This is a genomic window from Pseudomonas sp. CCC3.1 (genome assembly GCF_034347405.1).
Lineage (GTDB): Bacteria > Pseudomonadota > Gammaproteobacteria > Pseudomonadales > Pseudomonadaceae > Aquipseudomonas.
Window position 1 is genome coordinate 3474514 of record NZ_CP133778.1, and the last position, 12243, is coordinate 3486756.

A 12243-nucleotide genomic window follows, 5' to 3' on the forward strand; every position below is an offset into this window, starting at 1 on the left:
GAGATGAAGGCGGCCACATTCTGTGTGTGGGCTTGCTCGCGATTCAGGCGACTCGGTGTATCTGTCATGCCGAGGTGATGCCATCGCGAGCAAGCCCGCTCCCACTTGAAAGCACTCAAAACGGTTTTCGTCTTTGCAAATAAAAACGGCCTGGCATTCAATGCCAGGCCGTTTTGAGTGTTGCGCAGGGCTTACTTCAAAACAGCCAGCGCTGCTTCGTAGTTTGGTTCTTCAGCGATTTCTTTAACCAGTTCGCTGTGCAGTACGTTGTCGTTTTCGTCCAGCACGACAACAGCGCGAGCAGCCAGGCCAGCCAACGGACCATCAGCGATTGCTACGCCGTAGTTTTCGAGGAACTCACGGCCACGCAGGGTCGACAGGTTCTGTACGTTTTCCAGGCCTTCTGCACCGCAGAAACGCGCTTGGGCAAATGGCAGGTCAGCCGAAATGTTCAGCACGACGGTGTTCGGCAGGTTATTGGCCTCGGCGTTGAACTTGCGCACGGACGTTGCGCACGTCGGGGTATCAACGCTTGGGAAGATGTTCAGCACTTTGCGCTTACCAGCAAAGCTGGCCAATGTTGTATCGGACAAATTACCCGCAACCAGCGAAAACGCTGGCGCCTTGGAGCCTACCGCTGGCAGCTCGCCGTTGACTTGAACAGGGTTGCCTTTAAGCGTCACTTGAGCCATGAACGATGTCCTTTTTTGACAGTTTTTGAAGAGGCAGAAGTTAAACACGAATCCCGCAGACGACCTACGCCCTGTGCATAAATTGTCATTAAGATATTCCGGGCCAAGCTCACCCCCTAAAGAAGCATTGAGTCGACTACTGCCTCATCTTCAGAAACGACTGATGCATATCCGACGCCCAGCCATCGATCACAGCTTTGACGTCATCGGCCTTCATGACCTGGCTGTCGTTGCTCAGCGGTTTGCCGGTGCCTTTGCGCACCACCTGCGCGATCACATCCTGGCTTTGCCCGTCGATAAATACCGCTTCGGTAGCCAGTTGGGTTTCCTGATCGCGGATCCCCGAAGCCGTGCTCACGGCCGCTACCACCAGTGCCACGGGAATGTACTCATAAGGCGCCAGGCCTTCGGTTTTACTGCTGACGGCGGTAATCGCCGGGCGCACCACAATCACGCCGGGCCCCGGGCCGCTGGCCAGTGGCAACGACTTGCTTATCTCGCGTTTCAGTGCCTGGTCGTAATAGTGGGTAATGGCGGTCAAGGTGCTTTGCGGGATTTTGTCTGTCGGTTTCGGCGCCGGATACAGCTGGCTTGGCTCAACATAGACACTGGTGTATTTTTTGGCGTTCAGTTTGGGATCGACCCAGCGCATGACTTCGGCGCCGGAAGGCGACTTGGCCTCTTTGAGCCGGCTGTAATCTTTTAAGAATCCGGAGTATTCATCCGGTTGCTGAACCTTGCTGGCACAGCCGACCACCCCAATCGAGGCGATACACAACGTACCGATCATGAGACCAAGCTTCATTAGTTAATTCCTGTAAGCAGCGCAACCGTTGATTCACGGAACTTTAGTTATAGCTAATTTTGTGTAAAACACCGCCCGACCATCGTTTATTCAAGCGTTACGGTGATCCATTGCTCACACCGTTTGGCAACGGTGTTTATAGCGCGCGTCCAATCTTGGGCTGCGCGTGCGTCATGAAGATTAAATCTGCACCATTGGTTGCACTCAACAGGTGATCAACGGCATTCTGCCAGCTACCGCTTAACGAACTTTCAATCAACATCGCACTCCATCAGTACAGCCATTAATACCTTTAAGACAGAGACGCTCATGACTTCCAAGCTGGAACAACTCAAGCAGTTCACCACCGTGGTCGCAGACACCGGCGACCTCGACGCCATTACCCGTCTCAAACCCGTTGATGCCACCACCAACCCATCTCTGCTGCTCAAGGCTACCGCACTGCCTGGTTATGCCGACCTGCTGAAAAACGCCATCACCCACGCCAAGGGTGACGTTGGCCTGGCCTGCGATCTGTTCGCCGTGTCGGTAGGTAGCGGTATCTTGAAGGTCATCCCGGGCCGTATTTCGACCGAAGTCGACGCCCGCCTGTCATTTGACGAACCGGCCCTGCTGCAAAAAGCCAATCAGTTGATCGAGCTGTATGACAAGGCTGGCGTAGGCCGCGACCGCGTGCTGATCAAGCTGGCCTCGACCTGGGAAGGTATCCGCGCTGCCGAGAAGCTGGAAAAAGCCGGGATTCAAACCAACCTGACCTTGCTGTTCTCGTTTGCCCAGGCCGCCGCCTGCGCCGATGCCGGGGTGTTTTTGATTTCGCCGTTCGTGGGCCGGATTTACGACTGGTACAAGAAGTCCACCGGCATTGATTACACCGGTTCTGATGATCCGGGTGTGCAGTCCGTGACCCGCATCTACAACTACTACAAGACCAATGACTACAACACCGTGGTCATGGGTGCCAGCTTCCGCAACCTCAACCAGATTGAGCAACTGGCTGGCTGCGACCGCCTGACCATCAGCCCGGACCTGCTGGAAAAACTGGCACTGGACGAAGGCACGCTGGAGCGTAAATTGAGCCCGGGCAAAACCGGCGAACCGCGCTTGATCCTGAACGAAGCGCAGTTCCGCTGGGCTTCGAACGAAGACGCCATGGCGACCGAGAAACTGGCCGAGGGCATTCGTCAATTCGCCCGCGACCAAGAGAAACTTGAGGCGTTGTTGTCAGGTCAGTAATGCCCAGACTCCGTCTGTAGAAACGAGCGTATCTCGCGATCTTTTAAACATTCAAAGATCGTGAGACACGCCTGCGCCTACAGCAGTGCCTGGCAATAACGCGCGACGCCCTCCTCTAGGCTTAACATCGGTTCGTCGTAACCCGCCTCGCGCAGCACATTCAGGTCCGCGCAGGTGTAAACCTGATATTTGTGCTTGAGCCCTTCCGGGAATTCGCAATAGCGCAACACGCCTTCAAGCAGGGCAGTTTCTCGGGTCAGCAATGGCCGATGCTCAGCAGCACGCACGCTGTTAATCGTCGCCAGCGCCAGTTCATTAAACGAACGGGCCTGCCCCGTGCCTACGTTGAAAATACCGCTGACTTGAGGGTTGTCCAGCCAGTGCAGGTTGACCTTGACCACATCGTCCACCGACACAAAGTCGCGCAGATGCTCGCCCGCCGAGCAGCCGCCGTATTCACCAAACAACTCAACATAGCCACGGGCGCGGTATTGATTAAAACAATGCCAGACCATCGACGCCATTCGTCCTTTGTGTTGCTCACGCGGGCCGTAGACATTGAAGTAGCGCAGCCCCACCACCTGGCTGCGAACGCTGGGCAGCAAACGGCGCACGCGCTGGTCAAACAAGAACTTGGAGTAGGCGTACACATTCAGCGGCCGCTCGCACTCACGGGCGATACGAAAGTCCCGGTTGGCGCCGTAAACAGCCGCCGATGAGGCATACAGCAAAGGAATCGACTGATCCTGACAGGCTCGCAACACATCGCAGCTGTAGCGATAGTTGTTGTCCATCATCAATCGCCCGTCACTTTCCACCGTGCTGGAGCACGCGCCCTGATGCAGCACAGCCTGCACCTCGCCCAACTGACGCTCGGCAAACAGTTGAACAAACTCGCGCTTGTCGACGTAATCGGCAATGTCACAATCCGAGAGGTTGCGGCTCTTGTCGCCGTCAGTCAGGTCATCCACGGCAATGATGTCGCGCTCGCCGCGTCGGTTAAGTGCCTTTATCAGGTTGCTGCCGATAAACCCGGCAGCCCCCGTCACGATGATGCTCATCCCAGACCACCTCCTGAAACCTTTAAAACGTCAGGCTATGCCCCTTGCGGGCCTGTGCATTGATGTGGGTCATGCCTGCTTGACGGTCACAAACGCTGAGGTGATATACGGCACGCTGACTTCACCCCCGTGATTCAACGTGCTTTCTGAGGCGACGAACGCGCGCAGTTGCTGCTCGACCTGCTCACGCTCGGCCGGTGCCAATGCCGAGATGAAACTGGTTGAGCGCACACGGTTGAAGATCACGTCCTCGACCGACCCGGTGTGCGACTGGCTGAACTGTTGCGGCTGCAAGGGGCCAAAACCGTCAAACGGGAACGCCTGACGCCAGGCGCCGGTGTAAAAGCGCGGCGCATCGCCCTCCCATTGATTGACCAGTGCGTCGAGTTTCTGCACCCATGGCACGCTGGCATCGCGCAGGTTCCAGATCAACCCCAGGTGTCCACCCGGTTTCAGCACACGATGGATGTCGGCCAACGCCGCAGGGTTGGCAAACCAGTGAAAGGCCTGCGCGCAAAGCACCACGTCGACACTCGCATCCGCCAAGGGAATGGCCTGTGCCGTGCCTTGATGGGCTTCGACTTCGGGGTAAGCGGTCGACAGTTTATCGAGCATGGCCTGCACCGGCTCGACCACGATCACCCGCGCGCCCGTCTGCAACAGGCGCGGGGTGAACTTGCCGGTGCCCGCCCCCAGTTCCAGAACCGTCAGGCCGGGTTTGAGGCCCAATGTGTCGGACAGCCATGTGCCCACTTGGGGCGGGTAATCGGGGCGCCCACGCACATACGTGTCGGCGCCCTGCGCATAGCCCTCAGCCGCTGAATGATGGATTTTTGCGTCGCTCATGGTCAGCCTCCGTTTCGAAAGGTTGTTCAACCATAGCCGACTCGCGTCCAGTGCGGGGTGAAACTCTCGTCAGAAACTGTACTTCATGCCCAGCATCAGATTGCGCGGATCGCCGTAGTAATAGGTCGAGTACAAACCATAGCCGCTGAGGTACTCACGGTCGAAGACGTTATTGAGGTTGACGGTGGCACTGAGGTTTTGGCTGATGTCGTAGCGCGCCATCAGCCCGACGACAGCGAAACTGCCCTCCTTGGCGTCAGCTTTGATCGATGAGTCGAGTTCGCTGTAGGTCGAACCTTGCCACGACACGTTACCGCCCACAGTCAGGTCTTTAAGGTCGCCGTCGAGTTGGTAGCTGGTGGCCAGCTTGAACAATTGCTCGGGGTAGTTGCTGTTGATTCGCTTGCCGTCCTTGTCCCGTGGCTGGGCGTAGGTGTAGCCCGCCAGCAACTGCCAGCCGCGTGCAACTTCGCCGGATATTTCGGCTTCGAAACCCTTGGTTTTAGTGCCATCGATGGCCTTGTAGGCGTCCTGACCGTTATCGCGCTCGCCATCGTATTCGGCGTAGTTGTCCTGCTTGATCAGGAACACCGCAAAACTGGTGTTCAGCGCGCCGCCGAAATACTCCGACTTGAAGCCCGCCTCATAGCTTTTGCCGGTCATCGGGGCGAGGGCTTTGTCGTTGCGGTCAAAATAGCTCTGCGGGGTGAAAATGTCGGTGTAACTGGCATAGACCGAGTGGTTTTCGTTCAAGTCGTAGACGATGCCCGCGTAAGGGATCAGCTTGCCGGTTTTCTTCGCGTTATCGGTCTCAGGCGTTGTTTGCGCCGCGTTGTAGGTCATCGCCCCTTTGCGGTCGTAGTCGACCACGCGCGTGCCCACGATCACCGACAAATCATCGGTCGGCTTGAGGCGCAAGGCCCCGTAAACCGCTGATTCTTTGGTCTTGTAGCGCTGCTTCAGACCTTGGCTCAAGTCGGTTGGGCGCGGCACATCATTGTTCCAGTTCTGATAGTTGATGGTGACATCGTCAGCGTTCTCGGCCAGGTAGTCGGTGCGACGATTGCTGACGTTAACCCCCAGCACCAGTTCGTGACTGCGCCCCAGCAACTCGAATGGCCCGGTGGCGTAAGCGTCCAGGGTATCGGTGTTGATCTCGAAGGTTTTGGTCCCGCTCATGAACTGCGCTTCACCCGTGGTTTTGTCCGGGAAAGGCCCCCAGCCCACAATGTTGCCCTGCAACTGGTCGGTGTGGCCCTTCCAGTGGCTGGCTTCGACTTTGAGCAGCCAGTCGTTGTCGAAACGTTGCTCGACCCCGGCGAAGTATTTGGTGCTTTCACTGTCGGCATACGCCCACTTGGCTGCCGGGTTCATCGAACGTTTGAAGTGCGTTCGGCTGCCATCGCTGTAGTACAGCGGCAATTGGCCAAAACTTGAGCCGTTGGAATTTATCTGTTGGTAGTCGATCCCGGCGTACAAGGTCGTATCGTCGGTCACATCCGCTTCGCCGATGGCGTAGAACACATCTTTAATCGACGAGTAACGATCAATAAAGGAGCGCCCGTCTTCACGGGCCGCCACCACACGACCGCGCACCGAACCGTTTTCAGTGAACGGGCCAGACACATCAACTTCGCTGCGATAGCGGTCCCACGACCCGCCACTGCCTGACACATAGCCCTGAAACTCTTTGGTCGGGCGTTTGCGCACCAGATTCACGGCCCCGGACGGGCTGCCTACGCCGCTCATCAAACCGGTTGCGCCCCGCACCACCTCTACCCGGTCATAAATGGCCATGTCGCGCATGCCCAGGCCGTTGGTGTTGGTGGTGAAGTCCGATGTCGGCACACCGTCGTACTGGAAGTTATCGAGGGTGAAACCACGGGAGTAGAAGTTGTAACGCTCGCTGTCGTCGTGCATCACAGTAATGCCCGGCGTCTGCTCCATGACTTGAGCGATGCTGCCCAGCCCCTGATCAGTCATTTGCTGACGCGTAATGACCGTGACCGACTGTGGCGTTTCACGCAGCGAAAGCGGCAATTTGGTTGCCGTGCTGGCTTCGCCGGTGGTGTAGGAATGGCTGCCTTCAGTGGTGGCGCTCAACGCCAGCCCCGTCACACTGGTGGCTTGCAGTTGCAACTTGCCCTCGGCGTTGGACGTCAGCGGGTATAACGTCCAAACCCCATTCGCGCCTTCGGTGGCGGTCAAGCCGCTGCCCTGAAGCAGTTGCTGCAGCGCTTGCGCCACATCAAAGCGCCCTTTGAGGGCCCCAGCCTGTTTGTTTCTGACCAGTGCCGGGTCGTAAGGCAGCGAGATGTTGGCCTGCTGGGCGAAGTGATTGAGCGCTTCTTCCAGATTGCTGGCGGGCACATCGAAGCTGCGTTGTGCGCTGAGGGGCGCGGCCACGCTCAACGAAAACGGTTGCGCAGCTGCCAGCACAGCACCGCCCAGCAAAACAGCCTGCATGGCGATGGCCAGGCGGCTGCGCGAGGGCAAAGAAAGAGGACGAACGACACGGGACATGGGTCTGGCTCCTGCAATTAAAAGGTCTTATGCCTATTTGTCGAAGGACACCCAAAAACCCGCAAAGAAATTTGAGAATTATTCGTGTTTGATGCGTTTTATAGACATCTGGGGGAGTTGGCGGGTATGGGTCAAGCGGCCACTATCCGAGTCCAAAAACGCGTTCTGCGCTCTATCCGCACGGGCAGTGACTGGCTCAAGCCTTCCAGCGCAGGGTCAATCTGGTCCAGCTGAAACACCCCTGAGACGCGCAACTCACTCACGCTCGGATCGCACAGCACCCACCCATGGCGATAGCGTGACAATTCGGCGGCCAAGTCTTGCAAGCGCATGTGTTTGGCCACCAACGCGCCACGGGCCCAGCTGCTGGCGTACAGCGCCGGGGATGGCTGCAACCGGGCCGACCGGGTGTCGATCAGGTATTCATTGCCCGCCTGCACCAGCACCGGCTGTGCAGCCGGCAGATGAATGGCCACCACGCCCTCTTCAACCATCAACCGGGTGCGGCCTGCTTCCTGGCGCACGTCAAAAGCAGTGCCAATGGCCTGCAAACGCGCCTCTCGGGTCTGTACCCAAAACGGTCGGCGCCCGGCAACAGCCTCGGGGTCTTGGCCAGTGCGGATAAAAACCTCCCCCTCACGCAGCACAATCAGCCGCTGTTGCGCACTGAACAGCACATCAGCAGCACTGTCGGTATTGAGTTGCAGGCGCGTGCCGTCAGCCAGGTTGAACAAGCGGCGCTCACCCACGGCTGTCGCGTAATCGGCGCCGAACGTGCGCCAGGGTTGCTGCTGCCACACCAGGCCAGCCGCCCCGGCGCCCAACACCCCCAACCCGAGCACTTTGAGGGCCTGGCGCCGCGAACGCAGGCGACCACTGCCCGACAAGGTGTCAAGCGCCACACGCCCCGGCAGCAACGAGGCCTGGCGAAAGGTCGATTCGGTGACTTGCAGCGCTTGCCAGGCCGCCTCATGGCTGGCATTGGCGGCGCGCCATTGCTGGCAGGCCGCATGCACGCGGGGATCGGCGGCGCCTGATTGGGTTTTCACCAACCAGTCAATCGCCACATCAAGCACCTCGGATGAGAACTCAATAGAAGCCGGCATCGGTCAGTTAACCCCGCTCACTGTGCGTTTCGCGCCAAAAAACAATGGCGGATGGCCGTGGCCATGTACTTTTCAACCGAACTCACGCTGACCCCGAGGTGTTCGGCAATCGCCTGATAGCCCAGGCCTTCAAGCCGTGAAAGCAGAAAAGCGCTGCGCACCTTGGGTGTTAAGCCGTCGAGCAAGGCATCAATGCGGGTCAGGGTTTCGAGCAAGATCAGACGCTCTTCAGGCGAAGGCATGTCCCGTTCGGGCAGATGCGCGAGCGCGTCCAGATAAGCCTGCTCAACCTGCTGACGACGATAACGGTCAATCAACAAGCCTTTGGCGATGCTGCTCAGCCAGGCACGCGGCTCGCGCAGTTGCGCCACTTGTTCGGGTTTACCCAGCACATACAGGAAAGTGTCCTGCGCCATGTCAGCCGCATTCTCGGTATTGCGCAGGCGCCGTCGCAGCCAATTCACCAGCCAGTGATGGTGGTCGCTGTACAGGGTATGGACGTCGGCGTGCAACAACGATGGGGTGGGCAGTGATGACGACACGGGAACCCTCGGTGCGTGCTGGGAATAAACTGCGAATAGGAATGGGTCGCAATCATATTCGCAGTATTCACCAGACTCAAGCCTGCAACGGCTTGCTAGGGGCAATCATCTGCCTGTCGCTGCGCAGAACGGCAGCGACAGGCGGTGCATCAAGGGATCAGCGAGTAGACCAGCGACGAAATCGCCACCAGGCCAACAACTGTGACAAACACGTTGGAAATGCGCCCCGAGTACTGACGCATGGCGGGCACGCGGCGAATCGCATACATCGGCATCAGGAACAGGATGGCCGCAATCACCGGGCCGCCGAAGCTTTCGATCATCCGCAGAATGCTTGGGTTGAGCGTGGCCACAGCCCAGCACACCAGCAGCATGAACGCAGCCGTCAGGCGGTCGAGGGTTTTGCTGGCCGGGCGCTTGCCGGTTTTCAGCACCAGGCCTTTAAGGCCTTCACTGGCGCCGATGTAGTGCCCCAGGAATGACTTGGCAATCGCCACGAATGCAATCACCGGCGCGGCAAAAGCAATGGTCGGGTTGCTGAAGTGGTTGGCCAGGTACGACAGGATCGACAGGTTCTGCGCCTTGGCTTCAGCCAGTTGCTCAGGCGACAGCGTGAGCACACAGCTGAAGACGAAGAACAGCACCATCACCACCATCAGCACATGCGCGCGCGACAGGATCTGCGAACTGCGCGCATCGGCATTGACGCCATAACGGCGCTTCTGGTCCACGGCAAAGGCCGAAATGATCGGCGAGTGGTTAAACGAGAACACCATCACCGGAATCGCCAGCCACACGGTGTGCAACAACGCCGAGGGCTCAGGAAAGGTACTGGCGGTGGTCAGAATGCCGCCATTCCAGTGCGGAATTAGGAACACTGCCAAAAACAGCAACGCGACGATAAACGGGTAGACCATCATGCTCATGGCCTTGACGATCACTTGCTCGCCGCAACGCACCACGGCCAGCAGGCCAAGGATCAGCACCAGCGACAGAATGACCCGTGGCGGTGGCGTGATGTGCAACTGGTTGAGCATGAAACTGCCGACCGTATTGGTCAGCGCCACGCTGTAAATCAGCAGGATCGGGAAAATCGCGCAGAAATACAGCAGCGTGATCAACGCCCCGGCAGTGAGGCCGAAATGCTCTTCAACCACATCCGTGATGTCGGAGCCGTCGCGACCGGAGAGCACAAAGCGGGTCAGGCCGCGGTGTGCATAAAAGGTCATCGGGAATGCCAGCAGCGCCAGAATCAATAACGGCCAAAAGCCGCCAATGCCTGCGTTGATGGGCAAAAACAAAGTACCTGCGCCAATGGCTGTGCCGAACAGGCCCAGCATCCAGGTAGTGTCGTGTCGGTCCCAGCGACTGAGGGTCGCAGGGGCCGCGTCAAAGCGTTCATCGACGCTGTTAGCCTGGTCATTCATCCGGTCAAATCTCCGCTAGCCGGTCGTTACCACGCGGCCGGGGCGGACAAAACACACCTTACTGACCACGCCCCAGCCATAAGAGGGGCGCGATTGTCCGGGATTAGACATAAGAAGCAAAGGTTTAGCTGAGGAATGGTGAAAATGATTGCTCACGGTAAAGCAAGACTTTGACACCTATTGATACACTATCCCCATTCGAAGATTGCGCTAAAGGCCTGATGACCCATGACCGTTTCGCACCGTTACACCGCATTTGCCGGCCTGTTGCTTGCCCTGTCACTGCCTGTCGCCAATGCCGAAGGTTTAGTGATTACCTGGCCGGGCGGCTGGGAAGTTCAGGCTGTGCCGCCTGCGCAAGACAACAGCATCCAGCGCCAGCGAGCAGTGAAAAACGACGCCAATGGCGATCCGCAGATGGTCATGGAACTGACACAGTCGACCCTGGCGCCTGAGCATCAGGTGAACATGGAGGCGGTGTTGCTGCAAATGCGCAAGACCTTGCAGCAAACCTTCGCCAAAGACGGGTATCAAAGTGCCTGTAACAAAATTCACGACAGCACGCTGGGCGGTCTGAAAGCGTTGGAAACCACCTGCAAGATCACCCAGAACGGCAACCACGTGATCACCCAGACGCTGGTAGCCGCCACTCAGGGCAGCAGCGCTTACGCCCTGTCCTACGCTGGCCCGGCCGATGGGTACAAAGCCAACCAAGCGGAAGTTCAGGGTATTCGCGCCAGCTTGCGGCTGGGCGAAACGGCTCAGTAAACGACCCATAACTCACGTGGGCGTTCTAGGGTGTATAGCAAACCGATTTCGTAGCAGTTGCCGAGCACCGCGAGGCTACGTCCGATGGCGAAGCGATCGTAAACCCTAAGTGCAGGGTGCAACTGATACCCCGCAGTGCTTGGTTTTACGACTGCTGCGCAGCCGGACGTAGCCTCGCGGTGCTCGGCAACTGCTACGAGATTTGCGCGCGCCATAGATCTGCGGCATCTCCCACCATGTGACGTTTAAGGAATCAGCACCACTTTGGTGCTTGAGCCGTCATTGACCTGCGCATAACAGTGCAACCCTTCGACCAGCGGGCTTTCTTGCAGATCGCGCGGCAATGGCAGTAATCCCTGATCAAAGTACTGCCCAAACTGGTTGAGCATGCGCGCGCACTCTGCGCTGCTGTACAGCAGGCTGTTAACCCCCACCACGGAGCCGCCCTTGCGGTACAACGCCAAGGCAGGCAGTTGCACATGGCCGTCCAGTGGTGCGGCAATGATGGCCAGCCGACCAAACACCGCCAATGCCGGTACTGCGGCTGGCACCCAGTGGCCGGTGGTGTCAAAGATCACCTCTGCTCCACCCGAGAACACAGCGTTGACCTCGCCAGCCAAGGCGTCGGGCTGCTCCAGAACGATGACGTCAACCCCTTGCTCGCGTAGCAAAAGGGCCTGTTCAGGGCGGCGAACAGCCGCCAGTACGCGGGCGCCCAGCACGTTAGCCAGCGCAACCGCCGCCGAACCGACAGCGCCGTTGGCACCGATCACCAGCAGGCGGGTTCCAGCTGTAACGCCAGTGCGCTGCAAAGCGTCCCAGGCCGTGGTGTATGGCACGCCCAGGCTCGCCGCCTGCACAAAGCTCAACGCCTCGGGCTTTTGCGCAACGCCTTCGGCTGGCAAGGTCAAATAGCCTGCGTGGGAGCCATCGCGATAAAAACCCAGGTCCTTGCCGGTGCCCCAGACTGCTTGCCCGATCAATGCGCTTGGCCCGTCGACCACCACCCCGGCAAAATCCCGGCCCGGAATGCGCGGCAACGTGGTGTAAGGAAAACGCCCCAGCACGTTTTTCACGTCGCTGGGGTTCAAGCCCGCCGCTTTGACGTGCACCAGCACCTCGCCCGCAGCCGGGGTCGGCGTTGGCCGTTCAACCACCGTCAGCGCCGCCAGATCACCGGTTTTGGAAAATTGCAGAGCCTTCATGTTCAACCCTCTAAGGGACAGTGAGAGGCACTCAG

At 58.5% G+C, this 12243-nt stretch carries 11 protein-coding genes; 2 read left to right on the forward strand and 9 right to left on the reverse strand.

The window, feature by feature from the left end; translation table 11 throughout:
* Positions 1 to 191: 191 nt before the first annotated feature.
* Together tpx and RHM56_RS15290 are read right to left on the reverse strand one after the other, a co-directional pair.
* A complete protein-coding gene (tpx, locus tag RHM56_RS15285) occupies positions 192 to 692 on the reverse strand; it encodes a thiol peroxidase (RefSeq protein WP_322233500.1) in 501 nt (166 codons plus the stop codon).
* Between the two features lie 136 nt (positions 693 to 828).
* Positions 829 to 1497: a DUF3313 domain-containing protein gene (locus RHM56_RS15290; RefSeq protein WP_322233502.1), complete on the reverse strand. Its 669-nt coding sequence runs from the start codon at positions 1495 to 1497 to the stop codon at positions 829 to 831.
* A 309-nt stretch (positions 1498 to 1806) separates the two neighbouring features.
* On the opposite strand from RHM56_RS15290, the gene tal reads away from it, so the two are divergent.
* A complete protein-coding gene (tal, locus tag RHM56_RS15295) occupies positions 1807 to 2730 on the forward strand; it encodes a transaldolase (RefSeq protein WP_322233504.1) in 924 nt (307 codons plus the stop codon).
* Between the two features lie 77 nt (positions 2731 to 2807).
* Here tal and rfaD read toward each other — a convergent pair whose 3' ends face one another.
* The 6 genes from rfaD to RHM56_RS15325 form a co-directional block, all read right to left on the reverse strand.
* Positions 2808 to 3791 (reverse strand): ADP-glyceromanno-heptose 6-epimerase, encoded by a 984-nt coding sequence (rfaD, locus tag RHM56_RS15300; RefSeq protein ID WP_322233506.1) that lies wholly within the window; start codon positions 3789 to 3791, stop codon positions 2808 to 2810.
* A 69-nt stretch (positions 3792 to 3860) separates the two neighbouring features.
* Positions 3861 to 4637 (reverse strand): class I SAM-dependent methyltransferase, encoded by a 777-nt coding sequence (locus RHM56_RS15305; protein ID WP_322233508.1) that lies wholly within the window; start codon positions 4635 to 4637, stop codon positions 3861 to 3863.
* A 69-nt stretch (positions 4638 to 4706) separates the two neighbouring features.
* On the reverse strand, positions 4707 to 7160 hold the full coding sequence (locus RHM56_RS15310) for a TonB-dependent siderophore receptor (protein ID WP_322233510.1): 2454 nt from the start codon (positions 7158 to 7160) through the stop codon (positions 4707 to 4709).
* A gap of 131 nt (positions 7161 to 7291) precedes the next feature.
* Positions 7292 to 8266 carry a FecR family protein gene (locus tag RHM56_RS15315; RefSeq protein ID WP_322233512.1) on the reverse strand — a complete coding sequence of 325 codons (975 nt, stop codon included), beginning with the start codon at positions 8264 to 8266 and terminating at the stop codon, positions 7292 to 7294.
* Positions 8267 to 8283: 17 nt separating this feature from the next.
* Positions 8284 to 8796 carry a sigma-70 family RNA polymerase sigma factor gene (locus RHM56_RS15320; protein ID WP_322241788.1) on the reverse strand — a complete coding sequence of 171 codons (513 nt, stop codon included), beginning with the start codon at positions 8794 to 8796 and terminating at the stop codon, positions 8284 to 8286.
* A gap of 161 nt (positions 8797 to 8957) precedes the next feature.
* Positions 8958 to 10235: a serine/threonine transporter gene (locus RHM56_RS15325; RefSeq protein WP_322233514.1), complete on the reverse strand. Its 1278-nt coding sequence runs from the start codon at positions 10233 to 10235 to the stop codon at positions 8958 to 8960.
* 228 nt (positions 10236 to 10463) lie between these two features.
* Here RHM56_RS15325 and RHM56_RS15330 point away from each other — a divergent pair, with 228 nt between their 5' ends.
* Positions 10464 to 11003, forward strand: a complete 540-nt coding sequence (locus tag RHM56_RS15330; RefSeq protein ID WP_322233516.1) for a DUF4946 domain-containing protein — start codon at positions 10464 to 10466, stop codon at positions 11001 to 11003.
* 245 nt (positions 11004 to 11248) lie between these two features.
* On the opposite strand, the gene RHM56_RS15335 is transcribed toward RHM56_RS15330, so the two are convergent.
* Positions 11249 to 12208 (reverse strand): zinc-binding alcohol dehydrogenase family protein, encoded by a 960-nt coding sequence (locus RHM56_RS15335; protein WP_322233518.1) that lies wholly within the window; start codon positions 12206 to 12208, stop codon positions 11249 to 11251.
* Between the last annotated feature and the right edge of the window lie 35 nt (positions 12209 to 12243).

Coding starts and splice junctions, on each gene's coding strand:
- RHM56_RS15325 (WP_322233514.1), bottom strand. CDS start 10,235: ATGAATGACCAGGCTAACAGCGTCGATGAACGCTTTGACGCGGCCCCT.
- tal (WP_322233504.1), top strand. CDS start 1,807: ATGACTTCCAAGCTGGAACAACTCAAGCAGTTCACCACCGTGGTCGCA.
- RHM56_RS15305 (WP_322233508.1), bottom strand. CDS start 4,637: ATGAGCGACGCAAAAATCCATCATTCAGCGGCTGAGGGCTATGCGCAG.
- RHM56_RS15290 (WP_322233502.1), bottom strand. CDS start 1,497: ATGAAGCTTGGTCTCATGATCGGTACGTTGTGTATCGCCTCGATTGGG.
- RHM56_RS15330 (WP_322233516.1), top strand. CDS start 10,464: ATGACCGTTTCGCACCGTTACACCGCATTTGCCGGCCTGTTGCTTGCC.
- rfaD (WP_322233506.1), bottom strand. CDS start 3,791: ATGAGCATCATCGTGACGGGGGCTGCCGGGTTTATCGGCAGCAACCTG.
- tpx (WP_322233500.1), bottom strand. CDS start 692: ATGGCTCAAGTGACGCTTAAAGGCAACCCTGTTCAAGTCAACGGCGAG.
- RHM56_RS15310 (WP_322233510.1), bottom strand. CDS start 7,160: ATGTCCCGTGTCGTTCGTCCTCTTTCTTTGCCCTCGCGCAGCCGCCTG.
- RHM56_RS15315 (WP_322233512.1), bottom strand. CDS start 8,266: ATGCCGGCTTCTATTGAGTTCTCATCCGAGGTGCTTGATGTGGCGATT.
- RHM56_RS15335 (WP_322233518.1), bottom strand. CDS start 12,208: ATGAAGGCTCTGCAATTTTCCAAAACCGGTGATCTGGCGGCGCTGACG.